At 71.8% G+C, this 26,675-nt stretch carries 24 protein-coding genes; 11 read left to right on the top strand and 13 right to left on the bottom strand.

All coding sequences use genetic code 11. The features are described from left to right. Nucleotides 1-78: 78 nt before the first annotated feature. The 5 genes from EV188_RS24350 to EV188_RS24330 form a co-directional block, all read right to left on the bottom strand. Entirely contained in the window at nt 79-543 is a 465-nt protein-coding gene (locus EV188_RS24350) for a hypothetical protein (protein ID WP_133828920.1), read from the bottom strand. Beyond that, the gene (locus EV188_RS24345; protein ID WP_133828919.1) at nt 536-1,945 is read right to left on the bottom strand and encodes an FMN-binding glutamate synthase family protein; all 1,410 of its coding nucleotides are present in this window, start codon (nt 1,943-1,945) and stop codon (nt 536-538) included. The genes EV188_RS24350 and EV188_RS24345 overlap by 8 nt, the downstream gene beginning before the upstream one ends. A 12-nt stretch (nt 1,946-1,957) precedes the next feature. Then, the gene (locus tag EV188_RS24340; RefSeq protein ID WP_133828918.1) at nt 1,958-2,755 is read right to left on the bottom strand and encodes a GltB/FmdC/FwdC-like GXGXG domain-containing protein; all 798 of its coding nucleotides are present in this window, start codon (nt 2,753-2,755) and stop codon (nt 1,958-1,960) included. Then, on the bottom strand, nt 2,752-3,603 hold the full coding sequence (locus EV188_RS24335) for a class II glutamine amidotransferase (RefSeq protein WP_208114361.1): 852 nt from the start codon (nt 3,601-3,603) through the stop codon (nt 2,752-2,754). Before EV188_RS24335 ends, EV188_RS24340 begins: the two co-directional genes overlap by 4 nt. Nucleotides 3,604-3,701: 98 nt before the next feature. Beyond that, nucleotides 3,702-5,102 (bottom strand): glutamine synthetase family protein, encoded by a 1,401-nt coding sequence (locus EV188_RS24330; RefSeq protein ID WP_133828916.1) that lies wholly within the window; start codon nt 5,100-5,102, stop codon nt 3,702-3,704. A 347-nt stretch (nt 5,103-5,449) separates the two neighbouring features. On the opposite strand from EV188_RS24330, the gene EV188_RS24325 reads away from it, so the two are divergent. From EV188_RS24325 to EV188_RS24305, 5 genes are all read left to right on the top strand, one after another. After that, nucleotides 5,450-6,535, top strand: coding sequence for a DMT family transporter (locus EV188_RS24325; protein WP_133828915.1), 1,086 nt, complete (start codon nt 5,450-5,452; stop codon nt 6,533-6,535). A gap of 4 nt (nt 6,536-6,539) precedes the next feature. Continuing rightward, the gene (locus tag EV188_RS24320; protein WP_133828914.1) at nt 6,540-6,860 is read left to right on the top strand and encodes a hypothetical protein; all 321 of its coding nucleotides are present in this window, start codon (nt 6,540-6,542) and stop codon (nt 6,858-6,860) included. 117 nt (nt 6,861-6,977) lie between these two features. Further along, complete coding sequence (locus tag EV188_RS24315) at nt 6,978-9,344, top strand: trimethylamine N-oxide demethylase (protein ID WP_133828913.1); 2,367 nt, start codon at nt 6,978-6,980, stop codon at nt 9,342-9,344. 27 nt (nt 9,345-9,371) lie between these two features. Continuing rightward, on the top strand, nt 9,372-10,712 hold the full coding sequence (locus EV188_RS24310) for a flavin-containing monooxygenase (protein ID WP_133828912.1): 1,341 nt from the start codon (nt 9,372-9,374) through the stop codon (nt 10,710-10,712). 101 nt (nt 10,713-10,813) lie between these two features. Further along, nucleotides 10,814-12,037: a pyridoxal-phosphate-dependent aminotransferase family protein gene (locus EV188_RS24305; RefSeq protein ID WP_133828911.1), complete on the top strand. Its 1,224-nt coding sequence runs from the start codon at nt 10,814-10,816 to the stop codon at nt 12,035-12,037. 4 nt (nt 12,038-12,041) lie between these two features. On the opposite strand, the gene EV188_RS24300 is transcribed toward EV188_RS24305, so the two are convergent. Next, nucleotides 12,042-12,791: an IclR family transcriptional regulator gene (locus EV188_RS24300; RefSeq protein WP_133828910.1), complete on the bottom strand. Its 750-nt coding sequence runs from the start codon at nt 12,789-12,791 to the stop codon at nt 12,042-12,044. Between the two features lie 67 nt (nt 12,792-12,858). Here EV188_RS24300 and EV188_RS24295 point away from each other — a divergent pair, with 67 nt between their 5' ends. The 6 genes from EV188_RS24295 to EV188_RS24270 all read left to right on the top strand — a co-directional run bounded on the left by EV188_RS24295 (nt 12,859) and on the right by EV188_RS24270 (nt 20,713). Continuing rightward, on the top strand, nt 12,859-14,193 hold the full coding sequence (locus tag EV188_RS24295) for an NAD(P)/FAD-dependent oxidoreductase (protein ID WP_243741984.1): 1,335 nt from the start codon (nt 12,859-12,861) through the stop codon (nt 14,191-14,193). 2 nt (nt 14,194-14,195) lie between these two features. Beyond that, nucleotides 14,196-15,074 (top strand): formyltetrahydrofolate deformylase, encoded by an 879-nt coding sequence (gene purU / locus EV188_RS24290; protein ID WP_133828909.1) that lies wholly within the window; start codon nt 14,196-14,198, stop codon nt 15,072-15,074. A 103-nt stretch (nt 15,075-15,177) separates the two neighbouring features. Further along, a complete protein-coding gene (locus EV188_RS24285; RefSeq protein WP_133828908.1) occupies nt 15,178-17,496 on the top strand; it encodes a penicillin acylase family protein in 2,319 nt (772 codons plus the stop codon). 13 nt (nt 17,497-17,509) lie between these two features. After that, a complete protein-coding gene (locus EV188_RS24280) occupies nt 17,510-18,436 on the top strand; it encodes a polysaccharide deacetylase family protein (RefSeq protein ID WP_133828907.1) in 927 nt (308 codons plus the stop codon). Between the two features lie 55 nt (nt 18,437-18,491). Further along, a complete protein-coding gene (locus tag EV188_RS24275; protein WP_133828906.1) occupies nt 18,492-20,075 on the top strand; it encodes a GAF domain-containing sensor histidine kinase in 1,584 nt (527 codons plus the stop codon). Then, the gene (locus tag EV188_RS24270; protein ID WP_133828905.1) at nt 20,072-20,713 is read left to right on the top strand and encodes a response regulator transcription factor; all 642 of its coding nucleotides are present in this window, start codon (nt 20,072-20,074) and stop codon (nt 20,711-20,713) included. The genes EV188_RS24275 and EV188_RS24270 overlap by 4 nt, the downstream gene beginning before the upstream one ends. Here EV188_RS24270 and EV188_RS24265 read toward each other — a convergent pair whose 3' ends face one another. The 7 genes from EV188_RS24265 to EV188_RS24240 form a co-directional block, all read right to left on the bottom strand. Beyond that, entirely contained in the window at nt 20,714-21,361 is a 648-nt protein-coding gene (locus EV188_RS24265; RefSeq protein WP_133828904.1) for a helix-turn-helix domain-containing protein, read from the bottom strand. Nucleotides 21,362-21,377: 16 nt separating this feature from the next. Next, a complete protein-coding gene (locus EV188_RS24260; protein WP_133828903.1) occupies nt 21,378-22,568 on the bottom strand; it encodes an NAD(P)/FAD-dependent oxidoreductase in 1,191 nt (396 codons plus the stop codon). Continuing rightward, nucleotides 22,565-23,887: an FMN-binding glutamate synthase family protein gene (locus EV188_RS24255; RefSeq protein WP_133828902.1), complete on the bottom strand. Its 1,323-nt coding sequence runs from the start codon at nt 23,885-23,887 to the stop codon at nt 22,565-22,567. Before EV188_RS24255 ends, EV188_RS24260 begins: the two co-directional genes overlap by 4 nt. Further along, complete coding sequence (locus EV188_RS24250; RefSeq protein WP_133828901.1) at nt 23,887-24,636, bottom strand: GltB/FmdC/FwdC-like GXGXG domain-containing protein; 750 nt, start codon at nt 24,634-24,636, stop codon at nt 23,887-23,889. Before EV188_RS24250 ends, EV188_RS24255 begins: the two co-directional genes overlap by 1 nt. Continuing rightward, nucleotides 24,624-25,514, bottom strand: coding sequence for a class II glutamine amidotransferase domain-containing protein (locus EV188_RS24245; RefSeq protein ID WP_133828900.1), 891 nt, complete (start codon nt 25,512-25,514; stop codon nt 24,624-24,626). Before EV188_RS24245 ends, EV188_RS24250 begins: the two co-directional genes overlap by 13 nt. A gap of 28 nt (nt 25,515-25,542) precedes the next feature. Further along, nucleotides 25,543-25,722, bottom strand: a complete 180-nt coding sequence (locus EV188_RS32780) for a hypothetical protein (protein ID WP_243741967.1) — start codon at nt 25,720-25,722, stop codon at nt 25,543-25,545. Between the two features lie 86 nt (nt 25,723-25,808). Further along, nucleotides 25,809-26,636 carry a hypothetical protein gene (locus EV188_RS24240; RefSeq protein WP_243741966.1) on the bottom strand — a complete coding sequence of 276 codons (828 nt, stop codon included), beginning with the start codon at nt 26,634-26,636 and terminating at the stop codon, nt 25,809-25,811. Nucleotides 26,637-26,675 lie beyond the last annotated feature (39 nt).

The raw sequence follows: 26,675 nt of genomic DNA, 5'->3' as shown, positions 1-26,675 counted from the left end.
TGTGCCCGTCTCCAGAGGTGACCCCGGTCGAGGTCGGGCCCGGCCCGCGACCTCGGTCGCGGGCCGGGCGCCGTCACGTCAGAACGTGAACGACTTGTCCCAGCGCTCCACGGTCGGAGGGGTCCAGTTCTCCCCGACCGTCGCCGATTCCGTCAGCCACGGGCCGAGCTCGGGCTGGGGGAACTTCGCGTGCTGGTGCTTCAGCCAGATCCCGTAGGAGTTGCCCTCCTGGAGGTGCTTGATCAGCACCTTCCGCGCGAACTCGTCCTCGCGCCCCGACGGGATGTCGAAGTGAATCTTGAGGAACGCGTTCGTGTAGCGGTCGAAGACGGCGGGGATGCCGTCCTCCTCCATGAGGTGGATGTCCTCGAGCCAGTTCAGGTCGTCGCCCGGCGTCGAGGCCTGCAGGTCGATGCCCTCGACCAGGCCCGGATCGAACTGGTACGGGAAGGTCCGCCCGGTGAGCTCCTCGGTGTCGATGCCCTGGCGGGTCGTCAGCCGCCGCTGCGACAGGTCGAACTGCTTCTCGGGCCCGTCAGACATCCGAGCCTCCCCCGTCGTTGGCGACGTGCTTGGCGAGCAGGGTCTTGATCTCCTCGAGGGTCTGCGACTCGGTGACCCCGGGGATGTAGCTGGTGCCGGCCAGCGGCACCCGCGCCATCGCCGCCGCCTCGGTGGTGAGTGCGGCGAGGTCCTCGGGCTCGAGGCTGTGCACGTCGGTCTTGCCGCACGCGCGAGCGAGCATCTGGACCTCGAGGGTCAGGGTGTGCAGGAAGTTGTAGACGCGCGTGGCGCCCTCGTCGACGTCGAGGCGCTTGCGCAGCTCCGGGTCCTGGGTGGTGATGCCGGCCGGGTCCTTGCCGGTGTGCCAGTGGTAGAACTCGGCCGCCGAGACGCCGAACGTGCCCTGGTAGTCGGCGCCCTCGACCTCCTTGTTCGACCCCAGCGCCATGAGCGCGGCGCTCCCGATGGCGATGGCGTCGGCGCCGAGCGCGATGCACTTGGCGACGTCCCCGCCGTTGCGGATCCCGCCGGCCACCACGAGGTCGATCTCGTCGGCGAGGCCGACGTCCTCCAGGGCCCGGCGGGCCTCGGGGATCGCGGCGAGCAGCGGGATGCCGGTCTCCTCGGTGGCGATGTGCGGGCCGGCGCCGGTGCCGCCCTCGGCGCCGTCGAGGAAGATCACGTCCGGACCGCACTTGGCGGCCATCCGCACGTCGTCGTAGACGCGCGAGGCACCGAGCTTGAGCTGGATCGGGACCTGGTAGTCCGTCGCCTCCCGGACCTCCTGGATCTTCAGCGACAGGTCGTCCGGGCCGAGCCAGTCGGGGTGCCGGGCGGGACTGCGCTGGTCGATCCCGGCCGGCAGCGAGCGCATCTCGGCCACCTGCTCGGTGACCTTCTGGCCCATGAGGTGCCCGCCCATGCCGACCTTGCAGCCCTGGCCGATGAAGAACTCGACGGCGTCGGCCAGCATGAGGTGGTGCGGGTTGAACCCGTACCGGCTCTGGATGACCTGGTAGTACCACTTCGTCGAGAAGTCGCGTTCGGGCGGGATCATGCCGCCCTCGCCCGAGCACGTGGCGGTGCCGGCCATCGACGCGCCCTTGGCCAGGGCCATCTTGGCCTCCAGCGACAGCGCGCCGAAGCTCATCCCGGTGATGTAGATCGGGATGTCGAGCTCGAGCGGGTTCTTGGCGAACCGCGACCCGAGGACGGTCTTCGTCGTGCACTTCTCGCGGTAGCCCTCGATCACGAAGCGCGTGAGCGTGCCCGGGAGGAACACGAGCTCGTCCCAGTGCGGGATCTTCTTGAAGATGCCGCCCCCGCGCATCCGGTAGCGGCCGAGATCGGCCTTCACGTGGATGTCGTTGATGACCTCGGGAGTGAAGATCCTGCTCTTGCCCAGCCCCATGCTCTCGGAGCTGGCCATCTCGTCAGCCATGTGACCCTCTCCTCACAGGACGAGCTTGCGCTCGGACGGCTCGAGGTTGTCGTAGTTGTAGAGCTGCTTGCCGCAGACGAACTTCCGGAAGGTGTCCGGCCGGTCCATGCGGTAGATCCCGAGCTTGCGGTCGAGCAGCTCCTCGTCGTCCGGCGTCAGCTCCTCCTCGACGCAGTCGACCCCGAGCGCGGCGACGGTCCCGCCGACGTAGATGGCGCCGTCGTACATCGAGTCGCCCATGCCGGGCCCGACGTCGCCACAGATGATCTGGCGGCCGCGCTGCATCATGAAGCCGGTCATCGACCCGGCGTTGCCGCCGATGATGATCGTGCCGCCCTTCTGGTCGATGCCCGTGCGGGCGCCGACGTGGCCGCGGACGACGAGGTCGCCCCCGCGCATGGCGGCGCCGGTCAGCGACCCCGCGTTCTTGTCGATCACCACGACGCCGGACATCATGTTCTCGGCCACCGACCAGCCGACGCGGCCGGTGATGTGGATCTCCGGCCCGTCGCCGAGCGTGGCGCCGAAGTAGCCGAGGCTGCCGTTGATGGTGATCCGGCACCGGGCGAGCAGGCCCACCGCGATCGAGTGCTTGGCGCCGGGGTTCTCGACCCGGATCTCCCGGACGCCCTCGCCGTAGACCAGCCGGCGCAGCTCGAGGTTGACCAGCCGGGGGCTGAGATCCGCGGCGTCGAACGTCGCGGTCCCGCCCTCGATCCGGGCCACCTTCGGCGCCTCGGCGTCGGGCTCGGCGAGCCCGCGGATGTCGTTGCGCACCCCGCGGGTGTCCTGCTCCGTCGGTGGGTTCATCGCGACCACACCAGCACCTCCGACTCGTAGGGGTCGTAGGAGTCGATCTCCTGGGGGAGCACCGCGCGGATCGCGCTCTCCTCCGACGCGAGCGCGACCAGGTTCTCGCCCTCGTGCAGGACCAGCGGCTTCGCGGCCATCGCGTCCTTCGCCATGCCGAGGCTGTCCTCGGTCACCACGAGGTAGGTGAAGACGCCGTCGAGGTCGTCGAGGCTCTGCTTCATCGCGGTCTCGAGGCTCGTGCCGTCGGCGAGGCGCTCGGCCAGGTAGACCGCGATGATCTCCGAGTCGCACTCGGACTGGAACCGGTGGCCGTTGCGCTCGAGGCGCCGGCGCCACTGGTGGTAGTTCGTCAGCTGGCCGTTGTGCACCACGGCGACGTCGGAGAACGGGTAGGCCCAGTACGGGTGCGCCCCGGCGATGTCGACGTCCGACTCCGTCGCCATCCGGACGTGCCCGATGGCGTGCGTGCCGCGGAAGCTGTCGAGGCGGTACTGGTCCGCGACCGTCTGCGCGTCGCCGAGGTCCTTCACGATCTCCAGCGAGTGCCCGAGCGAGAGCACCTCGCACCCTGGGATGTCCTCGACGTAGTCGGCCAGGGGCTTGAGCTCGCCCTCGTAGCGGAAGGTCGCCCGGTACGCGTAGGCCGACTCGCCCTCGACGCGGTCGACCGTCGCCCCGATCTTGGAGAGGCGGGACTCGACCTCGCGGCGGTTGCGCTCGAGGCGCTCGTTGTAGTCGAAGTCGGACGTCTCGTTCGGGTCGGCGAGCTTGAAGCGCATCACGACGAGCTCTGACGGCTCGCCGTAGAGCGCGTATCCCGCGGAGTCCGGTCCACGGTGCTTCATGGACTGGAGCATCTTCGTCATCTCGGTACCGACGTCGCCCGGCCCGTCCGTGTGGATGATTCCTGCGATCCCACACATGGCGTTCTCCTTCCGATCGGTCAGGGGAGGATGTCGAGGTATTCCTTGACGTCCCAGTCGGTCACCGCGGCACAGAACCGCTCCCACTCGTCGCGCTTGTAGTGCTCGAAGACCCGGTACATGTCGCCGGGCATCGCGCTGCGCACGACCTCGTCCGCGTCGAGCGCGCGGAGCGCGTCGCCGAGGTTCATGGGGATCTTCCGGACCTCCTTGCCCTCGGCCATCGCGTTGTAGATGTTGCGTTCCTCGGGCGGCCCCGGGTCGAGGTTGCGCTGGATGCCGTCGCCCATCGCCTGGATGAGGGCCGCGAAGGAGAGGTACGGGTTCACCGCCGAGTCGACGGAGCGGTACTCGAAACGGTCGGGCGAGCTCACGCGCAGCGCGGTCGTGCGGTTCTGGAATCCCCAGTCGGCGAACAGCGGCGCCCAGAACCCGGCGTCCCAGAGCCGGCGGTAGGAGTTCACCGTCGGCGAGGTGATGCACGTCAGGGCCGAGAGGTGCTCGAGGACGCCGCCGATGGCCGCCAGCCCGATCTTGCTGGGCATGCGGGGGTCGTCGCCCTCGGGGAGGAAGACGTTGGTGTCACCGCGGTCCCACAGGGACATGTTGTGGTGGCAGCCGTTGGCCGAGACCCCGGTGAAGGGCTTGGGCATGAAGCACGGGAAGGCGTTGAACTCGCGCCCGACCTGGCGGCAGATCTGGCGGTAGGTCGTCAGGCGGTCGGCGGTGAGCTCGGCGCGGTCGAACTGCCAGTTGAGCTCGAGCTGGCCCGGGGCGTCCTCGTGGTCGCCCTGGATCATGTCGAGACCCATCGCGCTGCTGTACTCCATGATCCGGTGGATCAACGGTTGCAGTTCGCTGAACTGGTCGATGTGGTAGCAGTACGGCTTCGTCATGCCGTCCACCGACGGCGTGCCGTCGGGATTGGTCTTCAGCCACATCATCTCGGGCTCGGTGCCGATCTTGAGGTGATAGCCGGTGCGTTCCTCGAAGTCTTGGTGGATCCGCTTGAGGTTGCCGCGACAGTCCGACGTCAGGAACGAGCCCGGGTCCTCGGGCTCCTCGCGGCCACGGAACAGCGTGCAGAAGACGCGCGCGGTCTTCGGGTCCCACGGGAGGATCTGGAACGTCTCGACGTCGGGGATCCCGACGAGCTCGGTGGCCTCGGCGCCGTAGCCGATGTACTCGCCGTGCCGGTCGGTGAAGAGGTTGGCGGTCGAGCCGTAGACCAGCTGGAAACCTTTCGTGGTGAAGCGTTCCCAGTGGTCGGCCGGTGCGCCCTTGCCCATGATCCGGCCGGTGACCGAGGCGAACTGGTAGTAGATGTACTTGACGTCGCCCTCGTCGATCTTCCGTCGGACCTCCTCGACGGCCTCCTTGCGCCCGTCCTGGGCGACGAAGTTCTCGATGTCGGTAGGCATGTCACTGCCCTCCCGGATCCCGGTCCCGTGTGGACCTTGTGAGCGCGGCCACATCGAGTGAACCGTGTCCACCGACAGGAGACAACCGGCTGCCCGAAACTTCCCGAGATCGACTCTGCGTGCGCTCCCCGGCTCGGAGGGTGGCCGCCTCGCCACTGGGAGGAGACGGCGTCCACTCGGGCTTTACACGAGGCTCACGGTGGGGCCATGATCTGGGTCACATCCGAGGCCGACCCGGACCGCCCCTGAGCACCACCCCGGCCCGAACGGCGTCGCCCATCGACCGCAGCAGCGCCACGACGCGTCCGTCCGCAGGACCGGTCGGCGCCGTCTGCTCGGAGGTGACCATGACGAGTCCGACGCAGATCGACGAGCTCCGCAACGAGTACCGCAACCGTCAGGTCCGGTGGGGCTTCATCTGGGCGCTGACGTGCGCCGTGCTGTGGGGTGCCTGGTACGTCCCCGGCTCCGTGATCTACGCCGAGTCGCCGTTCGTGGACGCGCCCACCAGCGGGGGCGGCTACCTGCTCGCCGCCGTCGTGGTGACGATCCTCAACGCGGTCGCGGTGCTCATCGCGATGGCCGTCTGGGTCGCGGTGCTGGGCAAGACCAAGGACTACGGCCGCACGCTGCGCCAGGTGAAGATCTCGCGCTGGTACCTCCCGGCCGGGCTCGCGGGCATGCTCGCGATCTTCGGCTCGGTGGTGGCCATCGCCTACATCGGCGCCGGCTTCTCGGCCGTCGCGGCCCTGCTCTACCCGATCGTCGGGGCGCTCGCCGCCCGCGCCTGGTACGGCGAGACGATCACCAAGCGGGCCGCGCTGGGCATCGTCGTCATCGTCCTCGGCGGCGTCGTCATCTTCGCGCCCGGCATCCTCGGCGAGATCAGCGGAGCGGGCGGCGGCGCCTGGCTCGGCTACCTCGGCGGCGTGTGCGCGATCGTCGGTTGGGGCCTCGAGGGCGCCATCGCCGGGCGCGCGCTCGACGTCAGCGACCCCGACGTCGGGCTGACCCTGCGCTTCACCGCCGAGGTCGCGATCTGGCTCGTCATCGTCGTGCCGATCTGTTCCATCGCCGCCGGCGCGACGTTCTGGGCGACGATCGGTGCCGCGCTCGCCAGTCCGACCGTCCTGCTGCTGCTCGTGCTGCTCGGTCTGACGTTCGGGTTCTGCTACGTGTCCTGGTACAAGTCGTTCCCGCTCATCGGGGTCGGGCGCGGGCAGGCGATCGCCGCGCTCTACGGACCGCTCGCCCTCGTCTGGCTCTACGTCTTCACCCTCGAGCCGCCGGGCCTCGAGTTCGTGATCGGCGGCCTCATCGCCGTCATCGGCAGCTTCGTGCTCTTCACCGAGAAGCGCGACGTCCTCGAGGTGCTCCGCGCGGTCCCGGCGCGCTCGACGCGCACCTCCACCTCGGCGCGGCAGGAGGCCTGAGCCCATGTCGAACAAGCAGAGCATGCACATGAAGGGGTACGTCCTGCAGCTCTTCGCCGACCGCGGCCCGCTGTGGACCGACGCCGTCATCGACGCGGTGGAGGCCGAGTACGGGGTGTCCGGGCCCTACTGGCGGGGGACGGTCCGGCTCACCCTCGTCGACCTCTACGCCGGCGGCCTGCTCAGCGAGCAGGAGGCCACCGTCGACCCGGAGCGCACCCAGGGCGAGGAGCGCGTGCTGTTCAAGTACGCGCTGACCGACTTCGGCCGCGAGCGCATGGCGCAGTCCGGCCTGGCCACGAACCGAGGAGGAGTCCCGGCATGAGCGATTTCTTCGCCTACGCCGCCGGTCCCGTGCTGGCGACGATCCTGTTCATCGGCCTGCCCGTGGCCGCCCTCGTGATGGCGCGGCTCTTCGTCCGCCGCCTGTAGGGGAGCGCCGATGGCTGCACCGACCACGCCACCCGTGATCCCCTCCCGGCGGCTGCGGCTGCCGGGCCTGCTCGAGGCGGTGCCGGGGGTCGAGACCTACTGGGTCCGCCCCGGCGGCGTCACGGCCGTGCGCGTGCACGGCGGCGACGAGATCACCGTCGTCGACCGGCAGGGCCGGCAGCGGGCGGAGGTCACGGCGCTCGGCCCGGCGGGAGAAGGGGCGCGAGACCTGCTCGGGGTCACCGCGGACGCGCCGGCGACGACGTTGCGCGCACTCCCGGCGACGCCCCACGGGATCGAGGACCCGGTGCTCGCCACGCTCGTGGCCCACGGCCTCGACCCGGGCGAGCTCCGCGCGGCGTACCTGTTCGGGGAGTGGTCGCCGGCGGGGTCGCGCGAGACCCTCCGCGCGGCGGCGCCGGGCATCGTCCTCGTCGCCGCCCCCGGCGGTCCGATGGCGGTGGACGAGGCGACGGGCAACCCGCCCTCGGACCTGGTGCTCGAGGTGCGGCGCGCCCAGCCGCGGGTGGCCGAGGTGCCGCCGCTGCCGCCGCCGCTCGCCGAGCCGATCCTCGACATCCGCGTCGACGCCGCGACGGCCTTCAGCTACGAGGTGAAGGCCGGCCAGTACATCCAGGTCCTCGACGTCGAGGGCCGCCAGTGCTCGGACTTCCTGGCCTTCCACGCGCCCATGCTCCAGGAGGGCCGCGAGCGCGGGCTCGACGCGACCGCCACCCGGTACTTCATGGGCCAGGCGTACCCGCAGCCGGGGCTGCACGGGAAGTTCTACGACCAGGACATGGAGCCGCTGGTCGAGATCGTCCGCGACACCGTGGGCCGCCACGACACGTTCGGCCTGGCCTGCAACACGAAGTACTACGAGGACCTCGGCTACTTCGGGCACATCAACTGCACCGACAACTTCAACGAGCAGTTGCGGCCCTACGGCATCGAGGAGCGCGCCGGCTGGCCCGCGCTCAACCTCTTCTACAACACCGCGTTCGACGCGCAGAACCAGCTGGTCTTCGACGAGCCGTGGTCGCGGCCCGGGGACTACGTGCTGATGCGCGCCGGTGTCGACCTCGTCTGCGCGACCTCCGCCTGCCCCGACGACATCGACCCGGCCAACGCCTGGACGCCGACCGACATCCACCTGCGCGTCTACTCCGCCGAACGGAAGTTCTCGATGGCCATGGCGCACCGCCCCACGCCCGAGCACCCCGCGTCGCTGACCAAGGAGACCGGCTTCTCCCCGCGGACGCGGGCCCTCACCCGCCAGTTCACGGAGTACCGCGGCTACTGGCTGCCGACCAGCTTCGACGGCCACGGCACGATCGACGAGTACTGGGCCTGCCGCGAACGGGCGGCGGTGATGGACCTGTCGCCGCTGCGCAAGTTCGAGGTCCTCGGCCCCGACGCCGAGGCGCTGCTGCAGGCCTGCGTCACCCGCAACGTCCGCAAGCTCTCGATCAACCAGCTCGTGTACTCGGCGGTCTGCAACGAGACCGGCGGGATGATCGACGACTGCACGGTCTTCCGGCTCGCCGACACCAACTTCCGCTTCATCGGCGGCGACGAGTACACCGGCACCTGGCTGCGCGAGCAGGCCGAGCGGCTCGGGCTCGACCGGGTCTGGGTCAAGCACTCGACCGACGAGATGCACAACATCGCGGTCCAGGGGCCCGCGAGCCGCGAGATCCTCCGCGAGCTGGTCTGGACCCCGGGCACCCAGCCGGCGTTCGGCGACCTGACCTGGTTCCGGTTCACGATCGGCCGGCTCGGCGACCACCGCGGCATCCCGGTCGTCGTGTCGCGGTCCGGCTACTCCGGCGAGCTCGGCTACGAGATCTTCTGCCACCCGTCGGACGGCCCGGCGGTGTGGGACGCGGTGTGGGCGGCCGGCGAGCCCTACGGGATGCTGCCGCTGGGTCTCGACGCCCTGGACATCCTGCGCATCGAGTCGGGCCTCGTCTTCGCCGGCTACGACTTCGACGACCACGTCGACCCCTTCGAGGCGGGCGTCGGGTTCACCGTGCCGCTGAAGACCAAGGAGGACGACTTCGTCGGCCGCGACGCGCTCGTCGCGCGCAAGGCGAGCCCGCAGCGGCGCCTCGTCGGGCTCGAGCTCGCGGGCAACGAGACCGCGCACCACGGGGACTGCGTGCACGTCGGGCGCCACCAGGTCGGCGTCGTCACCAGCGCGACCCGCTCGCCGATCCTGCGCAAGAACATCGCCCTGTGCCGGCTCGCCGTCGAGCACGCGGAGATCGGCACCGAGGTGGAGGTCGGGAAGCTCGACGGCCACCGCAAGCGCATCCCGGCCCAGGTCGTCCGGTTCCCGTTCTACGACCCCGACAAGGAACGCCCGCGTTCCTGACGCCACCCATCCACAGGAGGACTGTCCATGACACGGGTAGCCATCGTCGGCGCCGGCCCGAGCGGGCTGGCCCAGCTGCACGCGTTCGAGCAGGCCCGGGCGGCGGGCGCCGACGTGCCCGAGCTGGTCTGCTTCGAGAAGCAGAGCGACTGGGGCGGGCTGTGGAACTACACGTGGCGCAGCGGCCTCGACCAGTACGGCAACCCGTGCCACGGCAGCATGTACCGCTACCTGTGGTCGAACGGGCCCAAGGAATGCCTCGAGTTCGCCGACTACCCCTTCGAACAGCACTTCGGGACGCCGATCCCGTCGTTCCCGCCGCGCGAGGTGCTCTTCGACTACATCAAGGGGCGCGCGGAGAACAGCGACGTCCGCCGGCACGTGCAGTTCGACACCGCCGTGCGGTGGATCGAGCACGACCCGGCGCGCGACGCGTTCGATGTCACCGTTGAGGCGCTCGCCGAGGGCGCCTCGCGGGTCGAGCAGTTCGACTACGTCATCGTCGCCACGGGGCACTTCTCGGTGCCCAACCTGCCCGACTTCCCGGGCTTCGACCGCTTCCCGGGGCGCATCCTGCACTCGCACGACTTCCGTGACGCGCAGGAGTTCGCGGGCAAGGACCTGCTGGTCGTGGGCGGGAGCTACTCCGCCGAGGACATCGCGCTGCAGGCCAAGAAGTACGGCGCGAACACCGTGACCATCAGCTACCGCAGCGCCGCGATGGGCTTCCCGTGGCCCGAGGGGATCAGCGAGGTCCCGCTGCTCTCGCGCGTGGAGGGGAAGACGGCGCACTTCAGCGACGGCAGCTCGCGGGACGTCGACGCGATCATCCTGTGCACCGGCTACCAGCACCACTTCCCGTTCGTCGCGTCCGACCTGCGGCTGCGGACGGCGAACGTGCTGTACCCGCCGGACCTCTACAAGGGCGTCTTCTGGATCGACAACCCGAAGATGATGTACCTGAGCATGCAGGACCAGTTCTACACGTTCACGCTCTTCGACGCGGAGGCGTGGGTGGCGCGCGACTTCGTGCTGGGCCGCGTCGACCTGCCCTCGCGCGAGGACATGGCGAAGGACGTCGCGGAGTGGCGCTCGCGCGAGGACGCGCTGCCGGACCCGTTCGCCCAGATCGACTTCCAGGCCGACCACATCGCCGACCTCATGGCCGGCACCGACTATCCCGCCTTCGACCTCGACCTCACCCGCGCCCACTTCAAGAAGTGGGAGCACGACAAGGAGGAGAGCATCATCGGCTACCGCGACCGCGGCTTCTCCTCGCCGTGCACCGGGACGCAGGCCCCGATCCACCACACCGCGTGGTGGGAGGCGCACGACGACTCCCTGACGACGTTCCTGGGGAAGGAGTGACGCCTGCTCCCCCCGGCCTCTCCCCGTGACGGGGGAGGTGGGGGAGGAGGCCGCGGCCTAGCGTCGTGGGGACGCTCTGCCGCGCGTCAGGAGGAACGGCCGTGAAGATCGGAACGACGCACCTCTTCGTCCCCGGCCCGACCACCGTGCCCGAGGTGGTCCGCCGGGCGATGAACGTCCCGACCGAGGACCACCGGGCGCCCGACTTCCCGGACTTCGTCCTCGAGCTGCTGGGCGACCTCACCCGCGTCCTCCGGCTCCGCGAGGGCCGCGTGCTGCTCTACCCGGGTTCCGGCACCGGGGCGTGGGAGGCGGCCATCAGCAACTGCCTCTCCCGCGGCGACCGGGTCCTCATGGCGCGCCACGGCCACTTCTCCACCCTCTGGGCCGACATGGCGCAGCGGCTGGGTCTCGACGTCGTCGCCCACGACGTCGAGTGGGGCGAGGGCGTCCCGGTCGAGGCCTTCGAGCAGGCCCTGCGCGCCGACCCGTCCATCAGGGCCGTCTTCGTGACGCACAACGAGACCGCCACCGGCGTGACCAGCGACGTCCGGGCCGTGCGGCGCGCGATGGACGCCGCGGGCTCCGACGCGCTGCTCTTCGTCGACGGCGTCTCGTCGATCGCGTCGATCGAGTTCCGCCAGGACGACTGGGGCGTCGACGTCGCGGTCGCCGGGAGCCAGAAGGGGTTCATGCTCCCGGCGGGCCTCGCGATCCTCGGCGTCAGCGAGAAGGCGCTCGCGGCCGCGGAGCGCACGACGACGGAGCGGTGCTACTTCGCGTTCCGCGACATGATCGCCGCGAACGACGTCGGCTACTTCCCCTACACCCCGCCGACCTCGCTGCTGCACGGCCTGCGGGCCTCGCTCGACCGGCTCCTCGACGAGGGCATGGACGAGGTCGCCGCGCGGCACCACCGGCTGGGGGAGGGCGTGCGGCAGGGCGTCAAGGCGTGGGGGCTGGAGCTGTGCGCGCTGTCGCCGCGCTGGTACTCGGACACGGTGACCGCCGTGCGGGTGCCGGCCGGGGTCGACGGGGCCGCGGTGTGCCGCATCGCGTACCACCGCTACCGGACGTCCTTCGGGGGCGGCCTGGGCAAGGTGGCCGGCAAGGTGTTCCGCATCGGGCACCTCGGCGACGTCAACGAGGTGTCCTGCCTGAGCGCGCTCGCCGCGGCCGAGATGGCGCTGCTCGACGCGGGCGTGCCGCTCGAGGCCGGCGCGGGCGTCGCGGCGGCCCAGCAGTACTACCGCCAGGCGCTCGTCGCCGAGGAGGAGAGCGCCGCCGAGCCGTGGTCGCGGGCGCGCCTGGCCGCGGTGCGCTGATCCCCTAGAACGCGCTCGCGACCGTGCGGGCGTGCTCGCCGAGCGTGCCGGCCAGGACCTCGGCGCGCGCCTCGTCGAGCCGCCCGCGCGGGCCCTGCACGCCGAGGATCGCGACGAGGTCGCCGTCGGCGTCCAGCACCGGGACCGCCACGCCGACGAGGTCGGGCTCGCGCTCGGCCCGGGAGACGGCCCAGCCGCGCTCCCGGATCCTCGCGATCTCGCGCTCGAGCACGTCGTGGTCGGTGATGGTGTGCTCGGTGAAGCGGGTGAGCTCGTCGGGCGCCCGGCCGCCGTGGGCGAGGAAGACCTTCCCGACCGCGGTCGCGTGCCGCACGCTGTTGCGCCCGACCTCGGCGACGCTGCGCACCGACTGCGGGCTCTGCACGAAGTCGAGGGTCATGACGTCGTGCTCGCCGGGCACCGAGAGCGTCGCGGTCTCGCCGCTGACGGCCACGAGGTCCTCCAGCGAGGGCCGGGCGATCCGCCGGATGTCGAGCGTCTCCCGGGCCGCGCCGGCCAGCTGCAGGATGCGGATCCCCAGGCCGTAGCGCCCGCTGGCCTGGTGGTACTGCACGAGCCCGGGGGCGACGAGGGTCGCGAGCAGGCGCGACACGGTGCTCGCGTTGACGCCGGTGCGGCGGGCGATCTCGTTGGTGCCGAGCTCCTCCCCGGCGGCGGCGAGGACGTCCAGGACCGCGATGGCCTTCTGGACGGATTCGACCTGGCGATCTGCTGGTCGGCCGGTTCTCGCCATGTTAACTTCGTCTCCCAGAGAGAAATACCGTTGCCCTCAGGGCAATGGTAGCGCGGAACGGGTGAGCATGATGGTCCCCACGCAGACCCAGTACCTGATCATCGGCGCGGGCATCCACGGGCTGTCCACGGCGTGGCACCTCGCCACCGAGCTGCGCGAGCGCGGCCTCGGCGACGGCAGCGAGGTGCTGGTGATCGACAAGACCGCCGTCGGGGCGGGCGCGTCGGGCGTCGCCTGCGGCGTGATCCGCAACAACTACTTCCAGCCGGCGATGCGCAAGCTGATGGCGCACTCGGTCGACGTCTGGGAGTCCGACCCGGAGGCCTTCTCGTACCACGGGGTGGGCTACGTCCAGGCCGCGCCGGAGGCCATGCACGCCGACGTGGTGCAGATCCACGCCGAGCAGCAGGCCATCGGCTACGACTCCGAGCTCGTCGAGGGCGTCGACGCGTGCCACGACTACATGCGCGAGATGTTCTCGGACTGGCAGGCGCCCGGCATCTCGGTGATCCTCCACGAGAAGCGCGGGGGCTACGCCAACAACGTCGCGTCGCTGCGCGGGCTCGAGGAGAAGGTGCGCGCGGCCGGCGCCTCGATCGTCACCGGCGTCACCGTCACCGGCCTGCAGTTCACCGACGACCGGGTCAGCGCCGTCGAGACCGACGCCGGGACGATCACGTGCGAGCACGTCGTCGCCGCGGTCGGGCCGTGGGTCCGCGACCTGTGGTCGATGCTCGAGCTGCCGTCGACCGTCCCGGTGCGGATGCCCGACGGGCGCACGGTGGACGCCCCGATGTGGACCTACTGGGCGCTGCAGGAGGGCATCCTCGGCATCGACCCGAACGAGTTCATGGACAACCGCGGCGAGTTCCCGCCGGTCATCCACGTCGACTCCGACGCGCCGCTGTACGACGACGTCGACGGCGAGCTGATCACCGACCGGATCTGGGGCATCTACTACAAGCCCGACTTCCACTTCGGCGGCGTGCAGGGCGGGGCGTCACCGGAGCAGGTCGGGCGCCCGGCCGACATGGTGGCCGTCGACCCCTACGGCGTCGACAGCCCGGAGTTCGTCGTCGGCGAGGACTTCGTGCGCATGTGGACCTCGGCGCTCGCCGTGTGCCACAAGCGCTTCGAGGGGCGCCGCGACGTCTACCGCAAGGAGCCCTCGGGCGGGCTCGGCGCGTTCACCCCGGACAGTTTCCCGGTCTTCGATTCCTTCCGCGGGAACGCGTACGTCATCGCCGACTCGAACCACGGGTACAAGATGATCGGTGTGGGCGCGCTGGTGGCCAAGGAGCTGCTCGGCGAGCCGCAGGACCTGCTGGAGCCCTTCCGCTTCGGTCGCTACGAAGCGGGTGAGCTCCACCCGACCAGCCACTCGCCGTTCCCCTGGAGCTGATCATGGACGCCACCCGCACCCTGCCGGACCCCGAGGTCGGGCGTCTCCTCGTCTCCTGCGAGGACGGGCCGGGCATCGTCGCGGCGATCAGCGGGTTCCTGCACGCGCGCGGGGCCAACATCGTCCAGTCCGACCAGCAGACCACCGACCCCGTCGGCGGGCGCTTCTTCCTGCGGATCGTCTTCCGGATGCCCGAGCTGCCCCAGTGGCTCCCGGCGCTGGAGGAGGAGTTCGCGGCGGAGGTCGCCGAGCGCTTCGCGATGTCGTTCCGGATGCGGGCGGCGTCGGTGCCCACCCGGGTCGCGCTGTTCGTGTCGCGCTACGACCACTGCCTGCTCGACCTGCTGTGGCGGTGGCGCCGCGGCGAGCTGCTGGTCGACGTCGTCCAGGTGGTGTCCAACCACCCGGACCTGCAGAAGGAGGTCGCCTCCTTCGACGTGCCGTACGCGCACATCCCGGTCACGAGGGACACCAAGCCGGAGGCGGAGCGGCAGCAGGCCGAGCTGCTCGAGGGCCGGGTCGACCTGGTCGTGCTCGCGCGCTACATGCAGGTGCTCACCGGCGGCTTCCTCGAGCGCATCGGGGTGCCGGCCATCAACATCCACCACTCCTTCCTGCCCGCGTTCGCCGGCGCCGGCCCGTACGAGCAGGCGAAGACGCGCGGGGTGAAGCTGGTGGGGGCGACGGCCCACTACGTGACCGAGGACCTCGACGAGGGCCCGATCATCGAGCAGGACGTCGCCCGCGTCTCCCACCGCGACCGGGTCGCCGACATCACGCGCCGCGGCGCGGACGTCGAGCGGAACGTGCTGGCCCGCGCCGTGACGTGGCACTGCGAGGACCGGGTGCTGCTGGACGGGCACTCGACGATCGTCTTCTGAGTCGCCCTGCCTGACCGACTGGCCGAACGGCTAGTCCCGGGCCGCCCGGGCGGCCGTGCACGCATGGCCACGCGGCCATGGGCCGCCCTGGTTCACTCGCCGCGTGGCTGAAGCGACACGCACCTCGCACGTGCTGCCGGGCCTCACGGGCCCCGCAGAGATCATCGTCGACCGGTGGGGCGTGCCGCACATCTACGCGGCGAGCACCTACGACGCCTTCCGGGTCCAGGGGTTCAACGCCGCCCGCGACCGCCTCTGGCAGATCGACTTCTGGCGGCGCCGCGGCCTGGGCCGGCTCGCCGAGGTGTTCGGCGCCGAGCACGCCGAGCGCGACCGGGCGGCGCGACTGTTCCTCTACCGCGGCGACATGCGCGCCGAGTGGCTCGCCTACGGCTCGGACACCAAGCGCGCGTCCACGGCGTTCGTCGAGGGCGTCAACGCCTTCGTCGCGCTGACCCGCGAGGACCCCGACCTGCTGCCCGAGGAGTTCCGCCGGCTCGGCTACGAGCCCGCGTTCTGGGACCCCGAGGACGTGGCGCGCATCCGCAGCCACGGCCTGTTCTACAACGTCCGCGACGAGGTGGCGCGGGCCCGGACGCTGCGCGACCTGCCCGAGGGCGTCGAGGAGCTGCGCCGGCGCCGGGAGCCCGCGCGCCCGCTCGAGGTCCCCGAGGGCCTCGACCTCGCAGCGATCCCCGACGACGTGCTGCGGATCTACGACCTCGCCACCTCCGCGCCGGTCTTCGGGCCGCCGACCGAGGCCGACCCGCAGGGCGACGTCCTGCCCGAGGGCAGCAACAACTGGGTGCTCGCCGGCTCGCGGACCCGCTCGGGGCGCCCGCTGCTGGCCAACGACCCGCACCGCGCGGCCGCGGCCCTGCCCGGCCTGCGCTACATCGCGCACCTGTCCGCGCCCGGCTTCGACGTCATCGGCGGCGGCGAGCCCGCGCTGCCCGGCATCTCGATCGGCCACAACGGCCGGATCGCCTTCGGCCTGACGATCTTCGCGATCGACCAGGAGGACCTCTACGTCTACGAGACCGACCCGGACGACCCCACCCGCTACCGCTACGACGGCGGCTGGGAGTCGATGCGCCGCGTCGAGGAGACGATCGCGGTCCGCGACGGCGACCCGGTGACCGCCGAGCTGCTGTTCACCCGCCACGGGCCGGTGGTCCACCAGGACGGCCGGCGGGCCTACGCGGTCCGCGCGGCGTGGCTCGAGCCGGGCATGGCGCCCTACCTGGGCTCCATGGACTACATGCGCGCGCAGAACTGGGACCAGTTCGCCGCCGCCATGAACCGCTGGGGCGCGCCGCCGGAGAACCAGGTCTACGCCGACCCCTCAGGGACGATCGCGTGGCAGACCGGCGGGCTGACCCCGATCCGCCCCAACTGGGACGGGACGCTGCCGGTGCCCGGCGACGGGCGCTACGAGTGGGCCGGGTTCTACGACGCCGACCAGCTGCCCGGCCGTGTCGACCCCCCGCAGGGCTTCCTCGCCACGGCCAACGAGTGCAACCTCCCCGAGGACTATCCGCGCGACCGGCACATCACCTACGACTGGTACGCGCCGTCGCGCCGGAACCGCCTCGACGAGGTGCTCGCCGAGACCACCGACGCGACGCCGGAGAGCATGGTCGCGCTCCAGAGCGACTTCCTGTCCGTCCCGGCGCGGCGGATCCTCGAGCGGGTCCGGGCCGTCTCCGGGTCCGCCGACGACAGCACTGTCGACGGCCTCGACCTGCTCCTCGGGTGGGACGCCGTGCTGGCCCCCGACTCGGCGGCGGCCGCCCTGTTCGAGGTGTGGTTCCGCCGCCACCTGCGCCCGGCGCTGCTGCGCAGTGCGCTGACGCCGCTGGTCGGCGCGGGGGAGGCGGACGCCGTGGCCACCCGCATCTCGCCGGCCGAGGACCTGCTCGCCGACGCGCGGGTCGACCTCGAGCTGGTCGCGGACCGGCCCGACGCCGAGCTCGCCGAGATCGTCGCGACGACGCTGCCGGCCGCCGTCGCCGAGGTCGAGAAGCTGCTCGGGACCGACCGCGCCGCGTGGGCGTGGGGCTCGCTGCACGTCGCCCACGCCCACCACCCGCTGCGCCACCTGCTCACCGGCGTGGCCCCCGAGCGCCTCTCCGCCGGCCCCGCCCCGCGCGGGGGCAGCGGCGACACCGTCGGCAACACCGCCTACGGCCCGAACTTCGTGCAGAGCGCCGGCGCGACGTTCCGGCTCGTCGTCGACGTCGGCGAGTGGAACGCGTCGCTGGCGATGAACGCCCCCGGCCAGTCGGGCCGCCTCGACGACCCGCACCTCACCGACCTGTTCGAGCCCTGGAGCCGGGGCGAGGCGTTCCCGCTGCTCTACAGCCGGTCCCGGATCGAGGCCGAGGCCGACGCCGTCATCGAGCTCCGTCCTTCCCCCTGATCGAGGAGACACCGTGGGACACCTGCAACTGCCGCCCGGGAAGAAGATCGCCGTCAACCTGGGGACGGACTTCGACGCCCAAGCCCTCTGGCTGGGCGCGTTCAACCGGCCATCGCCGTCGGCCATGTCGCGCGGCCAGTTCGGCGCCGAGGTCGGCGTGCCGCGGCTGCTCGAGATCTACAAGCGCTACGACGTCACGACGACCTGGTTCACGCCCGGCCACTCGGTCGACACGTTCCCCGAGCAGTGCCGCGCGGTGCTCGACGCGGGCCACGAGTTCGGCCACCACGGCTACTACCACGAGGTCCCGCCCGGCCTGGAGCGCGACACCGAGCGCCGCCTGGTCGACCTCGCGTTCGAGTCGTTCAAGAACGTCCTGGGCCTGCGCCCCACGGGCTACCGCTCGCCCTACTGGGACTACAGCGAGAACACCCTCGACATCATCGAGGAGTCGGGCTTCACCTACGACACCTCGTTGATGGCGCGTGACCTCGAGCCGTACCGCCCGCAGCGCTGGCAGGTGAACTGGGAGAAGGCCAACGTGGCGGGCAAGGCGAGCCACGTTCTCGAGATCCCCGTGAACTGGTACCTCGACGACTTCCCGCCGCTGGCCTACACCGGGCCGCAGGCCGGGATGCAGGACACCGAGACGATCCTGCGCCGCTGGCAGGACATCTTCGACTACGCCTACCAGAACGTGGAGAACGCCGTGTACGCGACGTGCGTGCACCCGCAGATCATCGGCCAGGCGCACCACATGATGTGGTACGAGAAGCTCATCCAGCACATCGTCTCCCACGACGGCGTGTGGTTCGCGACCTGCGACGAGATCGCCCGCGCGTGGGTCGACGACGAGGAGGACGAGCGCAAGATGGCCCTGCCCGACGTCCGCGGCGTCGAGCCGGCCCCGTCCGACTCCAGCTGGGCGCGCCAGGCCTGATGACGCGGCGCGTCTCCTGTGTAACGCTCGGGGTTGCACGGGAGGAGACGTGTCCGTGGAGTATCTCGTCGACGGGGGCGGCTCACAGGCGATCCATGACGCCGTGCGCCCGGTCCTCGACGAGATCCAGGCGCTGCTCGGCGCCGAGCTCGGCGCGGTGGTGTACGAGCCCCACGGCTCGGGGCCGGCGGTGACGCTGGCCTCGACGGGCCCGCAGGGGTTCCTGCCGAACGAGCCGGTGGTCGCCGACCCGGTGCTGCCGCGCCGGGCCCCGGCCACGCTGCCGAGCCTGGAGATCCGGTCGCGGCTGCGGGGCCACGGCGTGCGGCTGCGCTCGAGCGTCGTGGTGCCGTGGCGCGACCGGTACGGGCACGGCGCGGTGGTCGTCGGCAACCTGGCGACGCCGCTGGGGGACCCGGACGCCGTGCTCGACGAGGACGTGCGGCGCCACTACCGGCAGGCCGTCGGACGGGCGGTGCGGCGCGGGCGGCAGGCCGGGGCGCTCGCGCTCGGCCGTGACCTGCGCGCCGCCACCCGCACGATGGCCGAGGCGGCGGTGGCGAGCGGGGAGGGACCGGCGGTGCTGACGGCGATCCTGGCGTCGGCCCGCGAGCTGTTCCGGGCGGAGGTGGCCTACCTCGCCGTGCCGGTCGACGGGTCCGGCACCTACGTCTTCGACGAGGCGCTGGGCATCCGGACCGCGCCGTTCCGCCGCCTGCGCGTCCAGCACGGGCAGGGTCTCGGCGGGCTCGCGCGCCGGCTCGGGCGCCCGGTGTGCTCGGCGAACTACGCCGCCGACGGGCGTCTCGAGGCGGCGCCGGTGGACGAGACGCGCCACGAGGGGATCGTGTCGGCGATGGCCGCGCCGGTGTCGGTGGGCAGCGAGATCGCCGCCGTCCTCTACATCGGCGACCGCCGGATGCGGCCGTTCACCAGCGTCGACGAGGAACTGCTCGAGGAGCTCGCGGGCCACGCGGCGCCCGGGGTGCGGCGGCGCTACGCCGACGCCGACCGGGCGCGGGCGCTGGAGCGGGCGGTGCGCGAGCAGGTCGCCTACGACCTGCACGACTCGGTGGTGCGCGGGCTGGTCGCCATCGGCTTCGAGGCCGAGCAGGCCCGCCACCGCGTCCGCGAGGACGACACCGCCACCCGTCTGGACACGATCGCCCGCGCCGCCGAGGCGTGCATGTCGCGGCTGCGCGGCGAGCTCGAGCTGCTCGTCTCGGCGCCCCGGGTCGGGTCGGTGGCGGCCTCGGAGATCCTCGACCGGATCGCGCTCGTCCCCGAGCGCGACGTCGTGCGCGTGCTCGAGCTCGACGGCGTCGACCTCGAGCTCGACCCGGACGCCGCCGACGCGCTCGTCCGCGTGGGGCAGGAGGCCGTCACCAACGCCGAGCAGCACTCCGGCTGCGACCACCTCACGGTCCGCGTCGAGACCTCCCCGCACGCGGTCGCCCTGCACGTCACCGACGACGGCACGTTCGACCCGGCGAGCGCCGGCGCGCCGGGCGGGACGCACTTCGGCATGCGGGCGATGCACGCCGCCGTCGACGGGGTCGGCGGGCGTCTGGAGGTCGGACCGGCCGCACCGGGCACCCACGTCCACGCGGCCGTCGCCCCGTGGCCGGTGGCGCGGTGATCGGTTTCTGCGTCGTCGACGACCACGAGGTCGTCCACGACGGGCTGCGCGCGCTGGCCGGGCGCGAGCCGGACCTGGAGTTCCTCGGCGCCGCGTCCACCGTCGGCGAGGGGGAGGGGCTCGTGGCCCGCACCCGCCCGGACGTCGCGCTGGTCGACCTCCGGATCGGCGAGCGCGGCGGGGGCAGCGGCATCGAGCTCTGTCGCGCGCTGACCCGGGACGCGCAGGCCCCGGCCGTCGTCATCTTCAGCGCCTACGGCAACCGCGACCTGCTGGCCCAGGCGATCGACGCCGGCGCGTCGGGCTACATGCTCAAGGAGACCTCGGTGAGCCGCGTGCCCGAGATCCTCCGGGAGGTCGTCACCGCGGGCAGCTGGTTCGAGCCGCGGATCGCCGGCGAGCTGCTGCAGCGGCGCCGGAGCTCGTCCCCGGGTGCGGCGACGTTCAGCGAGCGCGACCTCGCGATCGTGCAAGCCATCGGGCGGGGCGAGAGCAACCACGAGATCGGTGAGCGCCTGCACCTCAGCTCGCACACCGTGAAGTACCACGTGGCGTCGATGCTGCGCCGCCACGGCTGCAGCCGCCGGGCCGAGCTGGTGCGGATCGCGCACGACCTGCACCTGCTGGACGAGAGCTGACTACTCCTCGATGCCCGCGTCCGGGTGCGCGACGACCGACAGGAAACGGATCGGCAGCTCCATGAGGTCGCGCGGACCGTGCAGGCCGTTGCCGTCGATCTGGAGCGCGTCGCCGGGCAGCAGCTCGTAGTTCGACTCGCCGTGGCTGTAGACCATCCGGCCCTCGAGCATGTACAGCAGCTCGGTGCCCGGGTGCTGGAAGAGCGGGAACTCCTCGCTGCGCTCGGTGAGCGTGACGAGGTGCGCCTCCATGCGCTTGTGCTGGCCGCGCAGGCCGCCGAGCAGCGTGTAGTCGTGGCCCACCCGGGTGCCGCGGGCGACGATCCGCGCGCCGGCCCCCGCGCGCGTGTGGACGGCCTCGCGCTCGGTGTCGGCGCCGCGGAAGAACGCGGTCACCGGGATGTCGAGCGCGTCGGCCAGCCGTGCCAGCGTGGTGAGGCTGCACGACGTCTGCGCGTGCTCGATCTTCGAGAGCATCGGCTTGGAGATGCCGGTGCGCACCGACATCTCCGCGAGCGTGGCCCCGGAGGCCCGGCGCAGCCGCCGGACCTCCGCGCCGATGGCCCGCTCGAGCCGTCCCTCCTGCGAGGGCGGGGTCGCGACCTCCCGGGCCGCCGGCCCGTGATCGACGCCGTTCTCCTGGCTCATGACCAGGAGTATGCCGTCACCGCATCTGTCCGGCGCCCACATACGGGTGCGGACTGCGCAGCAGCTCGCCGTCGGCGAACCGGGAGAGCCGGAAGTCCGAGGCCGGGATGTCCGGGTCGCTGCTCCTGCCGTCCATCACGAGGTCCGCCACGAGCCGCCCCACCGACGGCGCGATCTTGAACCCGTGCCCCGAGAACCCGGCGGCGACGATCAGCCCCTCGATGTCCGTCTCCGAGATGGCCGGGTTGAAGTCGGGGGTGACGTCGTAGCAGCCGGCGTAGGTCGACGCGATCGCCGCCTCCTCCAGCCCCGGGAACCGCGTCCCGACCTTCTCCACCGCCAGGTCGAGGAACGAGGTCGTGGCCTGGTTCGAGTAGCGGTCCGGGTCGGCGGGCTCCAGCTCGGCGAGGTCGGAGTTGCCGAAGAGGATCTCCCCGCCGCTCTCCGGGCGCACGTACTGCAGCGAGACGAGGTCGGAGAACACCGGCACGGAGCCGAGGTCCTCGCCCGGGTCGATGAGCACGATCTGCTCGCGGTGCACGGTGATCGGCAGCGTGATGCCGTGCTTGGCCAGCAGCGGCACCGACCACGGGCCCGCGGTGAGCACGACCGTGCCCGTGTGGATCTCCGAGCCGTCGGCGAGACGGACGCCGGTGACCGCGCCGCCCTTCGTGATGAGGTCGGTGACCGTCGTGCTCTGGCGCAGCCGGACGCCGGCGCGGCGCGCGGCCCCCGCGAAGGCCTGGGCGGTCTGGTACGCGTCGCCGTAGCCGCCGCGCTCCTCCCAGGCGAACGCCGCGAACGGCTCGAGGTCCGCCGAGGGCCAGAGCTTGGCGACCTCCGTCGGGTCGATGTCCTCGGTGCGCACGCCGACGGAGCGCTGGTCGGCCATCGAGGCGCGCAGGGCGTCGACGTTCTGCTCGCCGACGCCGACGACGTAGCCGGTCTGGTGGAAGCCGACGTCCTCGCCGAGCACGTCCTGCGCGTTCTCGAAGACCTCCAGCGCGCGGGTCGCCATGGCCGCCAGCGAGGAGACGCCGTAGTGGCAGCGCACGACCCCGGACGACTTGCCGGTGCCGCCGGAGCCCACGGTGTTGCGCTCGACGATGACGACGTCGGTGGTGTCGCGCTCGGCGAGCGCCCACGCGGCGGCGCAGCCCTCGAGGCCGCCGCCGATGATGACGACTTCCGCGGTGTCCGCGCTCATCGGTCCCTCCCCGGGATCCAGGTGGTGCCCGCCAGCGGGACGCGGGCCATGGCAGCGGCCTCGATGGTCAGCGCGACGAGGTCCTCGGGCTCGAGGTGCAGGACGTGCGCCTTCCCGCAGGCGCGGGCGATGGTCTGGGCCTCCATCGTGAGGACGCGCAGGTAGTTGGCGAGACGGCGCCCGGCCTCGACGGGGTCGAGGCGGGCGGAGAGCTCGGGGTCCTGGGTGGTGATCCCGGCCGGGTCGCGCCCGTCCTGGAAGTCGTCGTAGTACCCGGCCGCGGACCCGATGGCTTCGTACTCGGCGGCGTACTGCGGGTCGTTGTCGCCGAGCGCGACCAGCGCGGCGGTGCCGATGGCGACGGCGTCGGCGCCCAGGGCCATGGCCTTGGCGACGTCGGCGCCGGTGCGGATGCCCCCGGAGACGATGAGCTGGACCTTGCGGTGCACCCCGAGCTCCTGCAGCGCCTGCACCGCCTGGGGGATGGCGGCGAGGGTGGGGATGCCGACGTGCTCGATGAACACCTCCTGGGTGGCCGCGGTGCCGCCCTGCATCCCGTCGACCACGACGACGTCGGCGCCCGCGGCGACGGCGAGCTTGACGTCGTAGTAGGTGCGGGTCGCGCCGACCTTGACGTAGACCGGTTTCTCCCAGTCGGTGATCTCGCGCAGTTCACCGATCTTGATGGCGAGGTCGTCGGGGCCGGTCCAGTCCGGGTGCCGGCACGCGGAGCGCTGGTCGATGCCCGGGGGCAGGGTGCGCATCTCGGCGACCCGGTCGGAGATCTTCTGGCCAAGCAGCATCCCGCCGCCGCCGGGCTTCGCGCCCTGCCCCAGCACGACCTCGATCGCGTCCGCCGAGCGCAGGTGCGTGGGGTTCATGCCGTAGCGGCTGGGGAGATACTGGTAGACGAGGTTCTTGGACTGGCCGCGCTCCTCGTCGGTCATGCCGCCGTCGCCGGTGGTCGTGGAGGTGCCGACCTCGCTGGCCCCGCGGCCGAGGGCCTCCTTGGCCTGGGCGGAGAGGGCACCGAAGCTCATCCCGGCGATCGTGACCGGGGTCTGCAGGTGCAGGGGGAACTTCGCGTGGCGGTCGCCGAGGACGACGTCGGTGTCGCAGCGCTCGCGGTAGCCCTCCAGGGGGTAGCGCGACATCGAGGCGCCGAGGAAGAGCAGGTCGTCGAAGTGCGGCACCGCGCGCTTGGCGCCCCAGCCGCGGATGTCGTAGACGCCGGTGCGCGCGGCGTGCTGGATGCCGGCGATCGTGGCGCGGTCGAAGGTGGCGGACTCGCGAAGCCCGCGCTCGGCCGGACTGGTCACTAGTAGCTCCCGGAGTGCTCGGAAGTGAAGTGGTAGAGGGCGCGGCCGGAGCCGTAGCGGCGGAACTCCGCCGGGTCGTGGGGCAGGCCCGCGTCGGCGAGCAGCTCGGCCAGCTCGGCGCGGTGCTCGTCGCGCATCGGCTTCTCGATGCAGTCGGCCCCGAGGGTGCCGACGGTGCCGCGCACGTAGAGGCGCGCCTCGTAGATCGAGTCGCCGAGGCCGTCGCCCGCGTCGCCGCAGACGACCATCCGGCCGGCCTGCGCCATGAACGCGCTCATCGACCCGACCGAGCCGCCGACGACGATGTCGACGCCCTTCATCGAGATGCCGCAGCGCATGGACGCCGAGCCCTCGATGATCAGCAGGCCGCCGTGGGCGGTGGCGCCCGCCGACTGCGACGCGTCGCCGGTGACCCGTACGGTCCCCGACATCATGTTCTCCGCGACGCCGGTGCCCGCGTTGCCGTGGACGGTGACGGTGCCGCCGTCGTTCATGCCGGCGCAGTAGTAGCCGGCGTGGCCGTGGACGTCGACGGCGATGTCGGCGTCGATCCCGGCCGCGATCGCGTGGGCGCCGGCGGGGTTCTGCACGGCGTACGACTTCGACGTCGGGCGGTGGAGCTCGGCGTTGAGGGAGCGGACGCCGCCGGTCTCGGCGAGGTCGAAGGTGATGGTCTCTGTGTTGTCGGGTCCAGCTCCCCTATCGGCGTGCTCCCCTTGATGCTTCGTGTCCCTTGCTACCGCGTCCATGCGTAGACCTTTCCGGGCTCGGGCTCGTAGAGGCGGGCGCTGTCGATGCCGGGCAGCGGGGCCAGGGCGCGGAACTCCGAGGCCATCGCGACCCAGGCGTCGGTCTCGGCGATCACCGCGGGCTTGCAGGCGATCGGGTCGCGGACCACGGCGAAGCCCTCGGCGCTGGTCACCAGCAGGGTGTAGAAGCCGTCGAAGGTCTCGCGCAGCGCGATGAGCGCCTTCTCGAGGTCCTCGCCCTGCGCGAGGCGGGACGCGACGTAGCGGGCGCCGACCTCGGAGTCGTTCGCCGAGTCGAACGTGACGCCCTCGCGAACGAGGTCGCGGCGGATCGTGGCGTGGTTGGAGAACGAGCCGTTGTGCACGAGGCACTGGTCGGGCCCCACCGAGAACGGGTGGCAGCCCTCCGGGGTCACGGCGGACTCCGTGGCCATGCGGGTGTGGGCGAGGCCCTGCCAGCCCTGCGCGCCCGCGAGGTCGTAGGTCGCGGCCAGGTCGCGGGGGTGCCCGGTGCCCTTGTAGACGGCGAGGTCGCGGCCCGAGCCGATCACCGTCGCGGTCGGGAACGCCGTGCGCACCGCCGCGACGAGCTCGTCGACGCCGGTCGGCGCGGCGACCAGCGTCGTGTCGCCGGCCGGGGTGACCACGGGGTCGAGCGCGGCCAGGGCGTCCTTGAGTCCCTCCGGTGTCGCGCCGTCCGGCAGGAGCACCGAGACCGCGGCGTGGCCCTCGGGGCAGCGGCGGGTGTCGCCGTAGACGGCGATCCCGGCGGAGTCGGGGCCGCGCTCGACGACCCCGCACAGCATCGACTCCAGGAGCTGACCGAGCTGCGGGTACAGCTCGGGGTCACGCAGGTGGAGTCCGACGATCCCGCACACGGGCGGTCTCCTCTCGTTTCTCGGGGTGTCAGAAGGCCGTCAGGTACTGGTCGTGCTCCCAGGGGCCGACCGTGCCGTGCCAGTCGAAGAACTCCTCGCGCTTGCGCGTGGCGAAGTACTCCGCGACGCCCGGCCCGGCGGCGTCGAGGCCGCCGGTGACCACCGGGTGCCGCGCCGCCCGACCTACGGCGGCAACGACCGCACCCACTTCGTGCGCATCCCCGATAGGGGTTGGTGGCGCCGTCGAGGTGGCGCCGGAGCGCGTCGAGGTGGCGCCGGTGCGCTTGTAGGAGTTCACGGTCGGCGCGAGGACGGCCTGCATGCCGGGGGCGTGCTCGAGGACGCCGCGAACGGCTTGGGCATGAACGTGGCGGTCATGCCGCGCTGCTCGGCGAGCATCGAGATGAGGTAGCGCGCGGTGATGACGCGGTCGGCCGTGGTCAGGGCGTCGGCGTAGGCGAAGTTCTGCTCGAACTGCCCGTTCGCGTCCTCGTGGTCGTTGGCGTAGTTGCCCCACCCGAGCGCGTTCATCGCCTCGGAGATCCCGGTGAGGTGCTCGTACATCCGGGTCAGCCCGCGGGCGTCGTAACAGGGCTTGGTCTCGCAGTCCAGGGCGTCGGCGAGGACGACGGAGCCGTCGTCGTCGCGGCGGACCAGGAAGTACTCGATCTCGGCGCCCGCGAAGAGCTCCAGCCGGCGGGCCTGCGCCTGGGCGAGGACCCGCTGGAGGATCACGCGCGGGGCGTAGTGCCAGGGCTTGCCCTCGACGTGCGGGTCGCAGTGCACGAGCGCGAGGCCGTCGCGGACCCACGGCAGCGGGGTGTAGCTCGAGACGTCCGGGATGGCGACGAGGTCGGGGTCGCACGGCTGCTGCCCGATCGCGCCGACCGCGTAGCCGGCGAACCCGACGCCCTCGTGCTGCAGCTCGTCGGCCGACTCGACCGGCACCAGCTTGGCGCAGGGCTTGCCGGTGAGGTCGACGAACATGGCGAGGAGGAACCGCACGCCGTCGGCCCGGGCGCGGTCGGCGAGCGAGGGCTCGGGGAGGGTGAGCGGGGTCGGGGCGAGGGTCTCGGGGGGTGAAAGCGGGGAGGGTGCCGTCGGGGATGTATCCGTCGTCATCGCAGGTCCCTTCTCGTCTCTTGTCGAGAAACCTAATCT

This window comes from Actinomycetospora succinea, assembly GCF_004363095.1.
Classification (GTDB): Bacteria; Actinomycetota; Actinomycetes; order Mycobacteriales; family Pseudonocardiaceae; genus Actinomycetospora; species Actinomycetospora succinea.
Note: the sequence above shows the minus strand (reverse complement) of the source record. Positions and strands in the feature narration are given on the sequence as shown.